Source organism: Shewanella sp. 5_MG-2023 (genome assembly GCF_030547465.1).
Taxonomy (GTDB): Bacteria; Pseudomonadota; Gammaproteobacteria; order Enterobacterales; family Shewanellaceae; genus Shewanella.
Map to the genome: position 1 here is coordinate 65,403 of NZ_JAUORC010000011.1, position 17,631 is coordinate 83,033.

The following is a 17,631-nucleotide window of genomic DNA, read 5'->3' on the forward strand; positions in this document are numbered from 1 at the left end:
TTTGCGCTTATTTCAAGCTATGGTCGTTATCCAGTGATATTTTACAGTTAATATTAACTCTGCTGGCTATTTGTATAAAGAGGGGGTTTCTTTGGTTGGCCGAGTTTTAAAGCGGCGATGTAGCCACATATATTGATTACGGTTACGATCAATTAATTGTTCAATGATCTTATTGCCACGAATAGCATCTTCGAGCTCATTTTCACCGGGGAAGTTATCAAGCGGCGCTAAAATTTCCATATTGTAACCCGTGTCATCATCATTACGTTCGACAAAAAAGGGTAATACTTTGGCGCGGCCTAATTTCGCTAAGGTGGTAGCGCCAGTAATAGTCGCTGCATCGGGTACGGCATATAGCGGGATAAATACTGCACTTGAGCGACCAAAATCTTGGTCGGCGGTATACCAGATCACATCTGGGTTTCTTAAACTTTTTACCATCTTACGTAAATCACGTTTTGGTACTAAGCCTTTATTCGAGCGCAGGCGGCCTTTGACTTGTAAGTATTCCATCACGGGATTGTTGTGAGGGCGGTAAACGCCGATCCCCGGTTGGAACTGGCCAAACATTCTCGCGCCCATTTCTAACGGTAAGCAATGCACTGCAAACAGTATGACGCCTTGACCATTATCTAGGGTATTGCGCACATGCTCATCGCCTTTAATGGTCATATGCTGCTGCACTTTTTCATCAGACCACCACCAAGCGTTGATGGTATCGAATAGGGCTTTACCGGTTTCTTCGAAGTTTCTCTTAAGCAGTGCCTCGCGTTCTTGTGCTGGCATATCAGGAAAACACAGCTGAAAATTGCGCTCTGCAGTATGTCTGCGACTCGCAGCAAGTTTTAAAACCAAACGGCCTAAACCCTTGCCAAGTGTCATTTGCCAGCGAAGCGGTAATAGCTGGGTCAGCTTCATAAGAGCAACACCAAACCATAATGGCCAATGCTTTGGGTGCAATAAATGCGAGGAAAATTGTGCTTTATCTACCACGAGGAACTCATCCAAAAATCAAAATTAGTTGCTATTCTAACTTAATTTTAGAGCAAAATTAGGTACAATCACGGTTTAATATCAGCAAAAGAATAAGTTTACTATGAAGGTATCTCTTCCTGCATTCGAAAAAGCCCGTGTTTTAGTGGTCGGCGATGTCATGCTTGACCGTAATTGGGTTGGCCCTACTGGTCGAATCTCACCAGAAGCGCCAGTACCTGTAGTTAACATCAATCAAATAGAAGACCGTCCCGGCGGCGCTGCTAACGTGGCATTAAATATTGCTGCCCTTGGCGGTCAAGTTGAGCTTGCTGGTATTGTCGGTAATGACGAAAATGCTAAAGCGTTAACCCTTGGTGTTCAAGCCCAAGGGGTTGAACCTCGCTGGTTAACCGTTGCTGATAAACCAACGATTACCAAATTAAGAGTGTTTTCTCGCAATCAACAACTTATCCGCTTAGATTTTGAAGAAAAATACCCTAAAGCTGATAGCGAAAGTTTATTAAATAGCAGTGAAGCGCTGTTAGATAACGTCGATGTATTGGTGTTATCTGACTATGCCAAAGGTGCGATTGACTCGCCAATCGACTTTATTGCTAAAGCCCGCGCTAAAGGCGTAAAGGTGCTGGTAGATCCTAAAGGCAGTGATTTTTCACGCTATCGCGGTGCGACGTTAATCACCCCTAATATGAGCGAGTTTGAAGCGGTTGTGGGCCCAGTAACCAGTGAAGCTGACTTAATCGAAAAAGCCAAAAAGCTGATTAAAGATAACGATTTTACTGCTATTTTGGTGACCCGCTCTGAAAAAGGCATGACGCTGATTAGTCATGATGATGCTGAACTGCATATCCCAACAGTTGCCCGTGAAGTCTATGACGTGACAGGTGCTGGAGATACGGTTATTTCAGCATTAGCAAGTTCGCTGGCAGCGGGTAGCTCGTTAGCACAGGCTTGTTCTATCGCTAATATTGCTGCAGGCGTGGTGGTGGCTAAGTTAGGTACCGCAACAGTAACCCGAATTGAACTCATTGGGGCCTTAGCTTTAAATCAAGGCGAGTCAGGCTTTGGCGTGGTGACTGAAGATCAATTAGCTTACGCCATTGAGCAAGCGCGTCTTCGCGGCGAAAAGGTAGTCATGACCAATGGCTGTTTTGATATTTTACATGCAGGCCACGTAAGCTATCTGCAGCAAGCAAAAGAATTGGGCCATCGTTTAATTGTTGCCGTTAATGATGATGCTTCAGTGAAGCGTTTAAAAGGTGATGGTCGCCCAGTGAATCAAGTTGATCGCCGTATGGCTGTTTTAGCGGGATTAGCGTCAGTTGATTGGGTTATTCCTTTCAGTGAAGATACTCCGCAGCGCGTCATTAGCCGCTTATTACCGGATTTGTTGGTAAAAGGCGGGGACTATAAAGTCGAACAAGTGGCCGGTGGTAAAGAGGTGATGGCTGCTGGTGGTAGTGTCGAAATTCTTGGGTTTGAAGACGGCGTCTCTACTACGGCTATTATTGAAAATATCATGGCTAACAAGTAGTGAATAGGCGGGCACTGTACTTAATGGCCAGTGCTGTTTTAAAGAGTGCCGTTTTAATCCGTGCTATTTTAATCCGTGCTATTTTAGACAGTGCCGTTTTAAAGAGAGCATTTCTAATCAGTACCCTAGTGATCAGTCAGCCATTGCTGGCTGATACTCACTTGCCTTTTCAGATAAAAACCGCACTCGCCCCCACCATCACCCCCTATTACTCAAGCTCATTTAGTTGGATCTCTATTAGTAACAAGCAGGCAATCGTGTGCGATGAAAGCCATTACCCGAACTGCTTGAATGCGTTACCTGTTGAGGTAGTGAACCAATTACCGAGAGACACGCAAATCAGCGCTCATTTAGGTGCTAAAACCGCGATGGTGTTAGCGGTTAATCACCATGATATAGCCGGCATTATTATCGTCAGCACTAAGCTGCCTCTCACCCAATCGATGTCCTCTGTAAATGGGTTGACCTATCAGTTAGCGCTGTTAGAACAATTTAAATTAACCCTATGGCATGAAGTAGGGCATTTAGAGAATATTGCCTTAATCGGCGATGTACTTCCCAGTACGCTGTCTGCCTATCAGCATGAATGGTTGGCTGACATGTATTTAGTGTGGCGTATTGCGCAAACGCACCCTAATTTGGATTTAGCTTGGCAGCAGTTTCATCGCCGTAATATGGATTTGATTAACAATCGACATAATATGAGCCATTGGAGCTCACCGCAGTTACACTGGTTATTGAGCCAATATCAATTTAAAGACATACAAGGCTTTGACCACTACAGTGAGTTTATTGCCACAATATTTCCGCAGCTAGCGCGATTTGATGACACTGAAATTGCTGAAATCTCCAGCCTAGTGCAACGCACATTTGGCCGAGGTGCAACGCTGGCGCTACCTAAATATATATTTTGGCGACAACAACGACTTATTGAGGTTATTTCCCCGACATTAGTCATGTTAATGGGCGAGGATAAGGCCCATAAGTGGTTGGTTGAGCAATTCTCTGAGGCGGCGCAATTAGTCAACAAAGAGGCTGAGCACAATAAGTTATAACTCTGATTAGTACTGTAACCTCGAGCTTAAACGTTATAAAAAAGCGACTAATTAAGTCGCTTTTAAATGTACTAACAATCTGTTTTTTTATGGCAATGTTTTTAAGTTAAAAATGCCACTGCAGATAAACCGAGTTGTAATTGCTGCCACCTTTGATGCGGCCAAAAGCTGAGCTGGTTTCAAAAATCCCTGATCTATGATGAATACTATAACCTAGCCATGCGTTTTTCATTGGGGCGTGGTTGAACACATCTCCCAAGTTAACATCAAATGAAAAGTCTAAGTAATTTAATAGTTTTGAGGGTCGATAATCTTTTTCGTCAAGTTCGCTGCCTTCAATGTAGGTGACATCAGAGACATAAGATAACCCTTCAGCAACCCCGATCCGAAAACGCCAGCCTAAATCTATGGTGTAAAAGGCTTTAACTGCAAGTACACCTTCAGCTAAGTTATCTTGTACTTCAGAGTCATGATGCCAAACAGCACCTGTTGTTAAGTATAAATCAATGGGTAAGTTGAATAAGCTATTACTGAGTGGGATACCATAGAAAAGGGAGGTCATTTGATTGTTGTAACGATCGCCTTTGGCATTCCCGGTTAAAATGTCATTCAAGCTTGAAGGCGTTGCCCAGCCGTGTGCGACTCTTAAAAATTCGCCACTTTCTTTAGGGACTGGATTGGTATTGGGCCTTTTATTATCAGGGAAAAAGCCAAAGCCTAAGAAGGACTCAAATTGATATTGATTTTCAATGGTGGGCAAGTGATAAATATCATCTTCAAGGCGGGTTACCCCAAAGTTACCCAATAGGTATAAATTACTGGCAAGGTGATAGCGAGCATTAACCCCTGCTGAAAAAGCCAATCCAGCACCGGGATCGGCTAGCTCTAAGCCATAGTAATGTTCATTGAAATCGTTGCTTTTCCATTGGAATTCGGCATAAGGATTTAATTGCCAATCACCGCCTTGCCAGTGGTATTGAGTACGAGTGTAACCATACATGCGCTTGTTACCATCACTCATGATGGCAACATCAGCTTCTAGGCCGTCTTTTTGAAAGCGGTATTGAAAACCAAAATCAAAGGCGTCAGATTGGGTTTGATTTTGATATTCTTTAGGGATGTCAACGAACCGAAAACGACTATAAACATTGACTTGATGTTCATCATTTTTCCATAAATGAACCCCGCCCTCTAAGCCATTTAAATAAAAATAATCATTTTCAAATTCAATCAATGGCATGACGTCATAGACATCATCATTTTCAGTGGCATAAGGAATATCAGCTTTACGCACACCAATGCCAACTCCCCAGGTTGATGGGAAGTATTCTACATCTGCATGAGACTCAGCTTTGCTTGGTGGATTAACCGTTTTGGTTTGGTCATTGTCAGCGATGACAGAAAAAGAGCATGTGCTTAAGCAAACAAATGCGGTAAGTAAAGAGGACGTTTTAGGCATAGAGGTTTTACCATTAATCTTTATCAACAATAATTTTTATTACCTAGCAGGATAAGAGGTGGTAAAAAGCTAAGTAAACACTAATTTTTATATTATTTTCAGGATTATAGCATGTAGATATTGGTGAATGTGACAGCGAAAAATTTTAACAGCATTTTTTTAACGCGACATTGCTAGCCTAACTGGTGCATTTTTATTTTGACTGATTGCTGCCAAAAAGAATAGTTATGCTTACCCGATTGCTTTACACCGTACATGGCATTATCTGCTTGCTCGCAAACGTGGGTGAATTGGTCTCGTTGATTAAAACGACTAATACCAATGCTTAACCCCAGTGATAGCGGTTTATCATCTATTGTTTGTAACTGTTTAAAGTGATTGATTAATGCTTCGGCGAACATACTGATAGTCGCGAAGTCTGCAATAGCGGTAATTATCACAAATTCATCGCCACCCAGTCGGGCTATGCTGACCTTGTGTTTAGAAATTAACTTTTGGCAATAATGATTTAGGGTATTGCTTATCTCTACTAACACCAAATCCCCAAAATGATGACCATACCTGTCGTTAACCCCTTTAAAGTTATCGACATCGATAAATAGTAATGTTCCTGATTGGAAATTGGTATTTTTCTGTATCTGCTGGAATGCTGTTTCAATCGCAGTACGGTTTAACAAGTCGGTGAGAGGGTCTTGGTGGGCAAGGCGAGCTAAGTCAAGTTCATAGCGCTTTTCTTGGGTTATATCAATATGAGTGCCCATGATCCTTAAGGGTTGACCATCTGGGGTATATTCCACAATACGTCCCCTGTCTGAAACCCAGCTGGTGGTGCCATTTTTATGGATCATCCGATGAACGGCGCGATAAACCTCTTCTTTACCTGTGAGGTGATCTTCAAAAGCTTTGATGACCCAGTCTTTATCTTCAGGATGTAAATGGCTTTTCCAGCTAGAAATATTTGCCGCTCGCTCTTCGAGGGTATAACCCAGCAATGCGCCCCATTCTTGATTGAAAATGGTCAGATCGCCAGAAGGGATATGTTGCTCCCACAGACACAAGCCTGTGCCATCGAGTGTTGCTGAGAGCTTCTCTTCACACAGCTTTAGTTTCTGCTTAAGTAAATCATTCTCTTGGGTGAGTTGATTTAACTGAGCTGTGAGCTGTTGAATTTGTGAAGCCAATGGGTCCATCTGAGAAAATCATCCTTGTGTTAAAACGAGCTAAAGCTTGAAAAGCAATCGGTATATCCTTTGTACATTTTACTCATAAATTCGTCAAGAATGAGAATGTATGATTATTGATAACTTATTCTCCCAATGATAGAAATGAAGCGCTTATTAATAAAAAGGCCGCTAAGCGGCCTTTTTAGGGGGTATATCTAACATGTTGAAAATTAATCAGCTTCTTTTAAGCTTTGCGTCAGCTCAACAATGCCTTTTTTACCATCACCGAATAACATAAGTGCATTATCCATGGCAAATAATGGGTTAGGTAAACCTGCAAACCCTGGGCTTAATGAACGCTTAATTACCACCACGGTGCGGGCTTTATCGACGTTTAGAATTGGCATACCATAGATGGGGCTACCTTTATCTTCACGTGCCATTGGGTTGGTGACATCATTGGCACCAATGACAATCGCCACATCCGTTTGCGCAAATTGTGGATTAATCTCATCCATTTCAACTAACTGTTCATAAGGCACTTCAGCTTCTGCAAGTAGCACGTTCATGTGGCCAGGCATACGGCCAGCAACAGGGTGAATCGCGTACTTCACATCGACTCCACGCTCTTGTAAAACGTTAGCGAGCTCACGTACTGCATGCTGTGCTTGCGCCATGGCTAAACCGTAACCTGGGACAATAACCACACGTTCAGCGGTTTCTAGCATCATGGCAATTTCATCTGGCGAAGTTGATTTTACTTTACCTGCGTAAATTTCATCTGCATCGACTTTCTCGCCGCCTTCAGCCATCACACCGAATAAGACGTTAAATAATGAACGGTTCATGGCTTTACACATGATTTGTGTGAGGATAATTCCTGATGCACCAACCAGTGAACCTGAGATAATCAATACCGTATTACCTGTAATGAAACCAGTCGTTGCCGCGGCGATACCAGAATAGGAGTTCAGTAGTGCAATAACAACCGGCATATCAGCGCCGCCAATTGGCACCACTAATAACACACCCAAGACCACTGCCACAGCCACTAAAGCATACATTAAGCTGACGTTAGCAGGGTTAATGACTAGCGCAATGGCTAAGCCAAACGCAGTGATCAGCAGCAGCGCGTTAAGGATTTTATTACCTGGGACTTTGATTGGATTACCTGAAATAAGCTCTTGCAGCTTAGCAAAAGCCACAAATGAACCTGAAAGGGTAACTGCACCAATAATAATGGTCGCTCCGATAGAAATTAACGCCACCATGCTAGTAGCTGCAGTCGGGTCAAGGAAACTTGCCGCAGCAATGGCCAGTGAAGCACCACCACCAAAACCATTCAACAGTGCAACCATTTGCGGCATGTCGGTGACTTTAATTTTAGTCGCCATCACTGCACCAATGGTGCCACCTAATAGTACGCCGGCAATGATCCACTCATAGCTAAGAATGCTTTGGTCAAATAGGGTTACCACCACAGCAATAAACATACCCATGGCTGATAATTGGTTGCCACGAACCGCTGTTTTAGGTTTTGTCAGTCCTTTAATACCAAGAATAAACAGGACTGCGGCAACAAGGTAAGCCAAATAAATAATTGTTGTCATTGAGTCTATTTCCTCTTGAACATAGCTAGCATACGGTTGGTGACCATGTAACCACCGACCACATTGATGGTAGCCAGCACTACGGCGATAAAGCCAAGTACATTCACTATCATGCCACCGCCAGAACCTGCTGACAGTAGGGCGCCTACCAGTGAAATACCTGAAATAGCATTCGAACCAGACATTAATGGCGTGTGCAGTGTCGGTGGCACTTTAGTGATCAGCTCAACACCTAAAAATACTGCGACGACAAAAAGCGTCAGTAATAATAGTAAGGTCATATCCATTATGCTTTTTCCTCTACACTGGTGTCAGCTTCAGGCGTTGCTAAAGGCGCAAGACCCAATAAATCTCTTAGGCGAGCACTGGTGACTTCTTTGCCATGGGCAACAACAGTGTCTCTGACGATTTCGTCTTCAAAATCAAGAACCAGTTCACCCTCTTTACTGACGATTAAGTTCAGTAAGTTCTCGACATTTTTACCATACATTTGGCTGGCATGATTCGCTGCAGTGCTAGGTACGTTAGATGGCCCTAAGATCATCACGCCGTTGTGCATAATAACTTCATCAACGCGGGTTAATTCACAGTTACCACCTGATTCAGCCGCTAAATCAACAATGATGGTGCCGTTTTTCATGCCATCAACCATTTCTTTAGTGATAAGCACAGGGGCTTTACGGCCTGGAATGGCTGCAGTGGTAATCACAATATCTTGTTGTGCTAACACATTCGCCATCGCTTGTTGTTGACGCTTTAAAAAGTCATCACTTTGCTCGGTGGCATAACCGCCTTTGGTTTCAGTGTTTTCGGCTTCAATATCAAGCTCAACCGGTTTTGCACCAACAGAAATAATCTGCTCGCGCGCCGCAGGGCGAATATCATAGGCTTCGACAACGGCGCCAAGACGCTTAGCTGTGGCGCAGGCCTGAAGTCCCGCAACACCCACACCCATAATAAAGGCGCGAGTGGGTTTTAATGTCCCAGCAGCTGTCATCATCATTGGGAATAAACGCGGCGCTTTATGGGCGGCGAGTAACACAGCTTTATAGCCTGAAATCGTTGCCATTGATGACAACACATCCATACTTTGGGCACGGGTAATACGTGGAATAAGTTCTAAGGCAATCGCGCTGGCACCCGTGTCAGCAATTGCTTGGGCATTTTGCGGGTTAATCAGCGGGTCCATCATGCCAATCAGCAGTTGCTGAGGCTTGATTAGCGCTTTAATTTCATCGAATTGCTCACCCTTACAGTTCACCACGGTAATGATGTCAGCTTCATTCAGTAGCGCTGCTCGTGATGAAGCAATAGTGGCGCCTACCTTGACATAATCGTCGTCGGTAAAGCCTGCGTTTTGTCCAGCGCCTGATTCTACGATCACTTGTAGCTGTTTTTTTAATAATGCGGTCACATTGGCAGGGATTAACGCAACGCGTAACTCACCTGGGTGACTCTCTTTCGGTAGACCTAATTTCAAAAGGACAACCTCTTAGTTAGTGTAAATAGGGAAGGGTCGGGTCGTGTGAGTATTTAATACAACTTTGTTTTAAATACTCATTTTTTCTAAGTGCCTTTTTATGGTGCACATTTTTTTAGGTGCTTCATTCTGGCAATTATTAGGTTTGAAACAAGTAAATAATGCGCTAAATCACATTTTTACCGAGTTCAGACCCAAAAGTTTGCACTAGACCACACTTTTGTAGCTTAAAAATGCAGCTTTGCATATTCCTTAATGGAATAAAGAATTAACTTTTAGTCTTTTTTGGTTTTAAAGAATCGGAGTAATCTGATGATATTAAACTGTTATAGGGCTCTCCAATGTTGTTAAAAGAACTTTCTTCATTCGCATCGCCATTGTCTCAAGGACAAGTCGACAAGCTAAAACAGCTCACTTCTGAATTATCTGCGGTGCAATTAGCTTGGGTTAGTGGCTATTTGGCTGCATCTTCAAATCAAGGGCAAACAGCAAGTGCGCCAGAGGCTAGTGCAGCGCAAACTGTGACAATTTTATTTGGTAGTCAAACGGGTAATGGTCAAGGTATCGCTAAAGAGTTAGCTGCAAAGGCATCCGCTAAAGGCTTTACGGTTAATTTAAGCTCGATGGCTGATTACAATGTGCGTCAGTTAAAGCAAGAAACCATTTTAATCGCGGTGGTGAGTACCCACGGTGAGGGTGAAGCGCCAGATGATGCTATTGAATTACATAAGTTCCTTGCTTCAAAAAGAGCGCCTAAGTTAGATCAACTTAACTTTTCAATTTTGGCCTTGGGTGACTCAAGCTATGAGTTTTATTGTCAAACCGGTAAAGACTTCAGCGAACGCTTATCTGCTTTAGGTGCAACAGAGTTATTGCCGTTAGTTGAGTGTGATGTTGATTACGAAGAAGCTTCAGAGCAATGGCTTGAGTCGGTAATAACAGCGGTTGAGCCATTAGTTGAAACTAGCAGTGCCAGCGTGGTGTCAATTGATAGCGCCAAAGCGGCGGGTGAAAGCGAATTTACCAAGCAAAATCCTTATGAAGCAGAAGTGTTATTAAGTCAAAAGCTTACTGGTCGTGATTCTGATCGTGATGTTCGCCACGTGGAAATCGATTTAGGCGAATCTGGTATCAGTTATCAAGTGGGTGACGCCTTAGGTATTTGGTTTACCAATAACGAGGCTTTAGTCACTGAAGTGATTAGCGGTTTAGGATTAGACCCGTCAACTGAAGTTGTGGTCAGTAAAAATACCTTATCGCTACAACAAGCATTAACAGATAAAAAAGAGCTAACCCAACTTTACCCGGGTCTTGTGACGGCATGGGCAGAGCTTGCGGGGAATGCAGAGCTTAGCGCGATTGCTGCAGATAAAGAGCAAACTCGCCAGTTTGTATTAGGTCATCAATTAGCTGATTTAATCAGTTTGTATCCAGTAAAAATCGATGCCGCAACCTTAGTAAGTTTATTACGCCCATTAACACCGCGTTTATATTCAATTGCCTCTAGCCAAGCGGAAGTGGAAAACGAAGTGCATTTAACCGTGGCACTGGTTGAAGATGAGCGTGCGGGTCAAGCGCGTTTTGGCGGCGCTTCGCACTTCTTAGCATCTGCAGAAGAAGGTCAGCAAGTTAAGGTTTACGTTGAACCGAATAAGCATTTTCGTTTGCCAGAAAATAGCGACACTCCAGTTATTATGGTTGGCCCTGGCACTGGTGTGGCGCCTTTTAGAGCCTTCATGCAACAACGTGCAGCAGACGGCGTTAACAGCGATAGCTGGTTATTTTTCGGTAATCCGCATTTTGAGCAAGACTTTTTATACCAAGTTGAGTGGCAACAGTACCTAAAAGCGGGTGATTTATCGCGCCTCGATGTGGCTTTCTCACGTGATCAACAACATAAAATTTATGTGCAACACCGGATTGCAGAGCAAGGTGAAGCGATTTGGGCATGGCTACAAAATGGCGCGCATTTTTATATCTGTGGCGATGCAGAGCGTATGGCAAAAGATGTCCATCAAGCCTTACTAGATGTCGCAGTTAAGTATGGTGGTTTAGATGCGCAGGGCGCTGAGGATTACCTTGAAGGGTTGCGCAGTGCGAAACGTTATCAAAAAGACGTTTACTAAATGAATACCGCATGAGTTCGAAATAAGCATAACGAAAATAATATACACGCTGGTGATTTGATATCACCAGCGTCATAAAAGCATCGATAGAGGCCACAGGATGAGTGAGCAAAAGTTAGCAGTAAATGAATATTTAAAAACCGACAGTGATTACCTGCGCGGCACCATTAAAGAAGGCTTAGACACCCAAGTTACCGGTTCGTTTAGTGATGGCGATCAGCAGTTGATCAAATTCCACGGCTTTTATCAGCAAGACGATCGTGATTTACGTAATGAGCGTAAAGAACAAAAACTAGAGCCTTTATACAGTTTCATGTTACGAGCCCGTGTACCAGGTGGTATTTGTAGTCCTGAGCAATGGTTGGATGTGGATAAAATCTCATCAACGCTAACGACATCAAACAGTATTCGTTTAACCACCCGTCAAACCTTTCAATATCACGGCATTCCAAAGCGTAATTTAAAAACGCTGATCCAAGGCCTTGATAGAGCGGCGTTAGATTCTATTGCGGCCTGTGGTGACGTTAACCGTAACGTAATGTGTAACCCAAACCCTGTTGAATCTAAGTTACATCAACAGGCTTATGCAGTGGCTAAAGAGTTGTCAGATCATTTATTGCCTCATACTCACGCCTATGCTGAAATTTGGTTAGATAAAGAAAAGCTGCTTGATACTGAAACTAACGAACCTGTGTACGGTAAAACCTACTTGCCACGTAAATTTAAAATGGCTGTAGCAGTACCCCCAGACAATGATGTTGATGTTTATACCAATGACTTAGGTTTTATTGCCATCGCTGAAGCGGGTGAGTTAGTCGGATTTAATTTAGTTGCTGGTGGCGGTATGGGCTCAACTCATGGTGAAGTGGAAACCTTCCCACGTCTAGCGGATGATTTTGGCTTTATTAAAACTGACGATGTGATTAAATTCGCTGAAGCTGTTATGACAGTTCAGCGTGACTGGGGTAACCGTGTCAATCGTAAGCGTTCACGTTTGAAGTACACCATTGTCGATCATGGCGTTGCAGAATTTAAAGCAGAAGTTGAAAAGCGTGCAGGGGTGAGTTTTGAACCTAAACGTGAGGTAGTGATTGGCGATCGCGGTGACCGTTATGGTTGGGTTCAAGGCTTAGATAACAACTGGCATTTAACCTTGTTCATTGAAAGTGGTCGTATTAAAGATGAGCCTGGTCAGACGCTGCAAACAGGCTTAAGAGAAATCGCCAAAATCCATAAAGGTGATTTTAGAATGACCTCTAATCAGAACATGATTATTGCTGGGGTTGCAGAAGAAGATAAAGCTGCGATTGAAGATTTAGCCCGTAAGCATGGCTTTTTTGGCAAGGTTATCAGTCAAACCCGCGGCCATTCAATTGCCTGCGTGGCGCTGCCTACCTGTCCATTAGCCATGGCCGAAGCGGAGCGATATTTCCCAGAGTTTATTGACCATATTGATGCGCTGCAAGCTAAGCATGGTATTAGCGAGCAAGCCATTGTGGTGAGAATGACAGGTTGCCCTAATGGCTGTGCGAGACCGTTCGCAGCCGAAATTGGTTTAGTAGGTAAAGCGCCGGGACGTTATAACTTGTATTTAGGTGCAAGCTTTGAAGGCACACGCCTTAATAAAATGTACAAAGAGAATATTCAAGAAGCTGAAATTTTAGCTGAATTAGACAGAATATTCGGCTTGTATGTACTAGAACGTGATGCGGGTGAAACCTTCGGTAACTTTACAGTTCGTTTTGGCATTATTAAAGCAGTGAACGATGCAGCTGTAGATTTTCATGGCTAATGCGTTAGCTACAGAGGTTAACACGATGATTAATCACAATGAGTTGCAAGCACTATTAACTGCTCCGAAGTCTGAGCAAAAAATAGTGCTAGAAAAAGTGAATCGCTTTTTAGCCGATTTAACCGCGCAAGAGCGAGTCACTTGGGGATTAGCTTTTTTGCCTGGCGAACATGCTTTATCGTCAAGTTTTGGTATTCAAGCGGCGGTTATGTTGCATATGGTAAGCCAAGCGCAGACAGATATTCCGGTGATATTGACGGATACAGGATACTTGTTTGCTGAAACCTATCAATTTATTGATGAGTTAACCCAAAGACTAGATTTAAATCTACAGGTATTTCGCGCCCAGCAGTCATCTGCATGGCAAGAAGCCCGTTACGGTAAGCTTTGGGAGCAAGATCTCGAAGGCTTAGAAAAGTATAATCGCATCAATAAAGTGGAGCCTATGCAACGTGCTTTGGCTGAGCTAAATGTCGGCACTTGGTTTGCCGGGCTACGTCGCTCGCAAGCCAGTAGCCGTGAAGCGCTGCCCATTTTAGCTATTCATGGTGATAAATATAAGCTACTGCCCATCATTGATTGGAGTAACAAAGATGTCCATGAATACCTTAGTGAGCATCAACTACCTTATCACCCGCTGTGGGAGCAAGGTTATGTGTCTGTTGGCGATACCCATTCAAGCAAACCCCTAGAGCTAGGAATGAGCGAAGAAGAAACCCGTTTTAATGGCTTGAAGCGTGAATGTGGATTACATTACGAAATTTAGCCAATTGCAGGTTAGTCATTTGGTTATAAAAAATATCAGTCCAATGAGGCTGATATTTTTTTGAGTTTAATATTTTTGGGATTCAATAAAAGTGTCAATAGGGATGTTGAACGCAACATATGGGTCGCTAAGGTTAATATTTACTGCTAATGCGAGCGCTTATTATTAATAGCTAACATTGCTTTCGACCAAAGTATTAAAACCAATGACTGATATTTACCTCTGTTGCTTTATATCGTGATATTTAGCCAAAAACAATTAGGCATTTGTTAATTCTATAGTCTAAATTTAGAAGTTCCCGTAGATGGTTTTGTCGACACTTTAGGCATGTTTTTGCACGCCACGTACCTCCAAAGCCTCGCTCGTAAAACGAGTGTGTAGTGATTGGCTTGCTAGCGTAAGCATAATCTTTTGGTTGTCTCGGTTGGTCTTAATTGTGGCCAACCGAGCAACCTTCCCCTGTAATACATCATCTGCTTTTATATCCTCATAACCGTTTTTTTCATCCAGCCCTTGATGATTAATATTTGTTTAGTTCCAGTGCTTTGTCATTCATCGATATGATTTGAAGATAAAAAGTGTGCTAAATTATTGCCATGCTTAACCTATTTGAGTTATTGGCATTAACTAAGCATTTACTCTCAAGGAAGAGTGACTTGTTATTACTTACATGTGAATTATGGAGCACAAAATAATGAAAAAACTGGCTATCGCTGTTGCAATTGCCGCTGCTGGTGCAGGCGCATACATGCTATCGAATAACGATGGTGCAACCACTACAGATAACGACATGCTAGCGTATATTCCCGCTGATACTTTATTTTTTTCAGGGCAACTTACCCCGTTTCCTTTAGAAGATTATTTGTATTCAATGCCTATGGGGCAAAATAGTATTGCCCAGCTAGAGCAGATTGAGCAAGCCGGTCCATATTCAAGTGCCCAAGAGGGATTTTTTGTCAGTTTATATAAAAGTTATTTAACTAGCCTTGAAGACCCTGAACTGTTTTTAACAACCTTTGGTTTGCCTGCCAAGATTGAGTCATATACCTACACGCTAGGGGCGTTGCCTGTTTTTAAGGTGCAAGTCACTGATGAACAGGCTATTTGGAAAGTATTGGACAAAGCGTCAGAAGAAAGCGGTTTAGCCCACACCACGGCAACCATTGAAGGCCTTGAGTATCGTGCTTATTCACTTATTGATGACGATGAATCGATTGATTTAGTTGTTGCCCAGCAAGATGGCTGGTTAACAGTAACCTTAAATACCTCCTTCAATAAACCAGAATTATTAGCAACGGCGCTGGGATTATCCAAAGTTGATAATCCAATTAGTGACAGTGGCATTGTTGAAGATATCATTAAGACTCATGGTTTCTTAAACGACAGTATAAGCTTTATAAACCATGTGGAATTAGTGAAAGGATTAACCTCAACTGATGGCAATATGCTGGCTAAACAGTTATCTAAATTAGGCGAGTTAGACGGCACTGGCAGTGATCCTTTTGCAGAGTTTAAAACGGCTGAGTGTCAAACAGAGCTTGATGCTATCGCTGCAAATTGGCCGCGCACGGTTATGGGCTTAAAAGCATTTAATGTTAGCCGTAAACAAGCGCAGTTTGATGCCCAAATGGTGGTTGAATCTAACAACCAAGTGATATTAGGTGCATTTAATAAAATGCGTGGTTTTATTCCTAGTTTCACTAATAGCCTAACTGACAATGCCATGTCCATAGCACTGGGGCTTGATGCGGCGCAATTAGCACCAGCATTAACTGAAATTTGGCAAGATTTACAAACGCCCAGTTATCAGTGTGAAGCACTAGCGCAAATGCAATATGAAATCAGCGGCCAAAATCCGGCAATGCTTGGCATGATGACAGGCATGGCCAATGGGGTTAAGGGCATGAGTGCCACCATAGTCGACTTTTCGTTAACTGACGAAAATGGTGAGCCTGGCTTTAAGCACCTAGATGCACTGATTAGCTTATCGGCTGAAAACCCAGAAATGCTATTAAACATGATTAAGCCATTTGTGCCTCAGTTAGCCCAAGTTCAACTGGAGACTAATGGTGATCCCATCGATGTGTCTTCATTGCTAATGCTGCCACCTTCAATGGGGGTAAGCGCTCAAATGGCTATTAAAGATCAGCACATTGTGATTTATAGTGGTGATAAAGGTGAGGATTTAGCTAATAAGCTGGCTAAAGAACCGCTGGTCGCTAATGGCTTAGCGAATATGTCGATTGATTATCAAAAAGTGCTGAAACCGGTATTTTCACTCATTGAAGAAAGCGGTGAGCAAGTGCCAGAAGAACTAGAAATGCTCAAAGATTATGACATGCGCATGCAGGTAAACTTGGATATTACCGATAAAGGTATTTCAATCTCTACTCGCGGTGATAGTAAAGCTTACTAAGTTGCTAACAAGCTAGTCGGGTATTGATAACAAAAAAGGTGAACTGTATATAACTGCAGCTTCACCTTTTTTATTGTTTTTATTGTTGTTTTTATGGCTGTTTTTATTGTTTGTGATGGCCTATTTTAAAGAATATCACCAATCGAAACCCCGATCCCAATGCGCTGATTATGATGATTATAGTCAATCATACTTTCGCCATAGCCATTAAAGTACTGGGTATATAAGCGTAAATTGCCTAATATCGGATAGCTCCAAGTAAACTCAATGGAGCCTTTATTTGGGTGTTGTAAATTATTGCGCCCCATTAAGGTAAACATATGCTCATCAAGGCCATAGACGGCTGTTAACTCAAAGTTGCCCATATAGTCTTCAATATCGGGGTTGTCATCACCCTCAGGCGAGCTGGGTGTTGCTTTTTCATCTTCAGGGATCCGCCACCACGCCTTTAGACCTAATGCAAAAGGGCCTCTATCAAATACCATGGTGCCGTAAATTCGATTCCAACTGCGTGAAAGTGAACCAGATTGACCATTAGATTGATGCACAGCCCCTACACCCCAAAACGAATTTGTTAACCCTGCCACTTGCCAGTCATTATTGAATAGCATGAACATTTCCGGTTCATGATTAGTTTCTCTAAAAGGGGAGGAAATTTCTTTATTATAGACTTGCCAGTAAGACTGGTTGGTATAGGCGAAATAGAGGTGGCCATTGTCGCCAAAAACGTTATACCACAGCGGGAATTTAAAGCTTATCTGAAACTTAGCCTCAGCGTTATCGATGACTTCTTCATTGTCGTCATTGGTTGTAAAGTTTGTATATGGGTCAGTGTTAGGGTTGTCATTATAGGTGTATGGCAAAATGTAATTAACTTTATGGGGGGTAATGACAAAGCGCTCCTCTGAAGTTTTAAGCTCGTCTTTTACTCTTTCATCAACGAGTGAGTCTTCAGCTAAAGCCACTTGGCTTACTCCTAAACCAATGGCTGCGCTAAACCATAATCGGATCCATGTTGGTTTCATTAAAAGCTCCCTTTAATTATATTTTTCTAGACTAACACTATGGTTAAAAATGAAAAGTACTGATGATTTGAGCTTGGGCTTTGTATGGTAACTGTGCAGCTAGTTTACCAAGGTTTTTAAATGCCACTTAATAGGTCTCATATAACTAAATGGAATAAAAGCTAAGTATTATCTATTATATATGGAATATATAAAGGGCTATATTTGATGCT

Annotated in this window: 13 protein-coding genes; 6 read left to right on the forward strand and 7 right to left on the reverse strand. The window is 42.6% G+C overall.

The window, feature by feature from the left end; translation table 11 throughout:
• Window positions 1-66 precede the first annotated feature (66 nt).
• On the reverse strand, window positions 67-993 hold the full coding sequence (locus Q4557_RS08195; protein WP_102476913.1) for an LpxL/LpxP family Kdo(2)-lipid IV(A) lauroyl/palmitoleoyl acyltransferase: 927 nt from the start codon (window positions 991-993) through the stop codon (window positions 67-69).
• 103 nt (window positions 994-1,096) lie between these two features.
• On the opposite strand from Q4557_RS08195, the gene hldE reads away from it, so the two are divergent.
• The gene (hldE, locus tag Q4557_RS08200; RefSeq protein ID WP_102438437.1) at window positions 1,097-2,527 is read left to right on the forward strand and encodes a bifunctional D-glycero-beta-D-manno-heptose-7-phosphate kinase/D-glycero-beta-D-manno-heptose 1-phosphate adenylyltransferase HldE; all 1,431 of its coding nucleotides are present in this window, start codon (window positions 1,097-1,099) and stop codon (window positions 2,525-2,527) included.
• Window positions 2,528-2,550: 23 nt separating this feature from the next.
• The gene (locus Q4557_RS08205; RefSeq protein ID WP_303412018.1) at window positions 2,551-3,582 is read left to right on the forward strand and encodes a hypothetical protein; all 1,032 of its coding nucleotides are present in this window, start codon (window positions 2,551-2,553) and stop codon (window positions 3,580-3,582) included.
• Window positions 3,583-3,688: 106 nt separating this feature from the next.
• Here Q4557_RS08205 and Q4557_RS08210 read toward each other — a convergent pair whose 3' ends face one another.
• The 5 genes from Q4557_RS08210 to Q4557_RS08230 form a co-directional block, all read right to left on the reverse strand.
• Entirely contained in the window at window positions 3,689-5,041 is a 1,353-nt protein-coding gene (locus tag Q4557_RS08210) for a MipA/OmpV family protein (protein WP_102438473.1), read from the reverse strand.
• Between the two features lie 173 nt (window positions 5,042-5,214).
• A complete protein-coding gene (locus tag Q4557_RS08215; protein ID WP_102531996.1) occupies window positions 5,215-6,231 on the reverse strand; it encodes a sensor domain-containing diguanylate cyclase in 1,017 nt (338 codons plus the stop codon).
• Between the two features lie 203 nt (window positions 6,232-6,434).
• Complete coding sequence (locus tag Q4557_RS08220) at window positions 6,435-7,814, reverse strand: NAD(P)(+) transhydrogenase (Re/Si-specific) subunit beta (RefSeq protein WP_076540751.1); 1,380 nt, start codon at window positions 7,812-7,814, stop codon at window positions 6,435-6,437.
• A gap of 5 nt (window positions 7,815-7,819) precedes the next feature.
• Window positions 7,820-8,095, reverse strand: coding sequence for an NAD(P) transhydrogenase subunit alpha (locus tag Q4557_RS08225; RefSeq protein WP_102438475.1), 276 nt, complete (start codon window positions 8,093-8,095; stop codon window positions 7,820-7,822).
• Between the two features lie 5 nt (window positions 8,096-8,100).
• Window positions 8,101-9,294, reverse strand: a complete 1,194-nt coding sequence (locus Q4557_RS08230) for a Re/Si-specific NAD(P)(+) transhydrogenase subunit alpha (RefSeq protein WP_102438441.1) — start codon at window positions 9,292-9,294, stop codon at window positions 8,101-8,103.
• Between the two features lie 341 nt (window positions 9,295-9,635).
• Between Q4557_RS08230 and Q4557_RS08235 the strand changes: the two genes are divergently transcribed.
• From Q4557_RS08235 to Q4557_RS08250, 4 genes are all read left to right on the forward strand, one after another.
• On the forward strand, window positions 9,636-11,420 hold the full coding sequence (locus Q4557_RS08235; protein WP_102438443.1) for an assimilatory sulfite reductase (NADPH) flavoprotein subunit: 1,785 nt from the start codon (window positions 9,636-9,638) through the stop codon (window positions 11,418-11,420).
• Window positions 11,421-11,520: 100 nt separating this feature from the next.
• A complete protein-coding gene (cysI, locus tag Q4557_RS08240; RefSeq protein ID WP_303412020.1) occupies window positions 11,521-13,212 on the forward strand; it encodes an assimilatory sulfite reductase (NADPH) hemoprotein subunit in 1,692 nt (563 codons plus the stop codon).
• The gene (locus Q4557_RS08245; protein WP_303412022.1) at window positions 13,205-13,978 is read left to right on the forward strand and encodes a phosphoadenylyl-sulfate reductase; all 774 of its coding nucleotides are present in this window, start codon (window positions 13,205-13,207) and stop codon (window positions 13,976-13,978) included. The genes cysI and Q4557_RS08245 overlap by 8 nt, the downstream gene beginning before the upstream one ends.
• Window positions 13,979-14,672: 694 nt before the next feature.
• A complete protein-coding gene (locus Q4557_RS08250; protein WP_303412024.1) occupies window positions 14,673-16,394 on the forward strand; it encodes a hypothetical protein in 1,722 nt (573 codons plus the stop codon).
• 125 nt (window positions 16,395-16,519) lie between these two features.
• Here Q4557_RS08250 and Q4557_RS08255 read toward each other — a convergent pair whose 3' ends face one another.
• A complete protein-coding gene (locus tag Q4557_RS08255; protein WP_102438451.1) occupies window positions 16,520-17,419 on the reverse strand; it encodes a phospholipase A in 900 nt (299 codons plus the stop codon).
• Window positions 17,420-17,631: the final 212 nt, after the last annotated feature.

Coding starts and splice junctions, on each gene's coding strand:
- cysI (WP_303412020.1), top strand. CDS start 11,521: ATGAGTGAGCAAAAGTTAGCAGTAAATGAATATTTAAAAACCGACAGT.
- hldE (WP_102438437.1), top strand. CDS start 1,097: ATGAAGGTATCTCTTCCTGCATTCGAAAAAGCCCGTGTTTTAGTGGTC.
- Q4557_RS08255 (WP_102438451.1), bottom strand. CDS start 17,419: ATGAAACCAACATGGATCCGATTATGGTTTAGCGCAGCCATTGGTTTA.
- Q4557_RS08215 (WP_102531996.1), bottom strand. CDS start 6,231: ATGGACCCATTGGCTTCACAAATTCAACAGCTCACAGCTCAGTTAAAT.
- Q4557_RS08220 (WP_076540751.1), bottom strand. CDS start 7,814: ATGACAACAATTATTTATTTGGCTTACCTTGTTGCCGCAGTCCTGTTT.
- Q4557_RS08250 (WP_303412024.1), top strand. CDS start 14,673: ATGAAAAAACTGGCTATCGCTGTTGCAATTGCCGCTGCTGGTGCAGGC.
- Q4557_RS08210 (WP_102438473.1), bottom strand. CDS start 5,041: ATGCCTAAAACGTCCTCTTTACTTACCGCATTTGTTTGCTTAAGCACA.
- Q4557_RS08205 (WP_303412018.1), top strand. CDS start 2,551: ATGGCCAGTGCTGTTTTAAAGAGTGCCGTTTTAATCCGTGCTATTTTA.
- Q4557_RS08235 (WP_102438443.1), top strand. CDS start 9,636: ATGTTGTTAAAAGAACTTTCTTCATTCGCATCGCCATTGTCTCAAGGA.
- Q4557_RS08225 (WP_102438475.1), bottom strand. CDS start 8,095: ATGACCTTACTATTATTACTGACGCTTTTTGTCGTCGCAGTATTTTTA.
- Q4557_RS08245 (WP_303412022.1), top strand. CDS start 13,205: ATGGCTAATGCGTTAGCTACAGAGGTTAACACGATGATTAATCACAAT.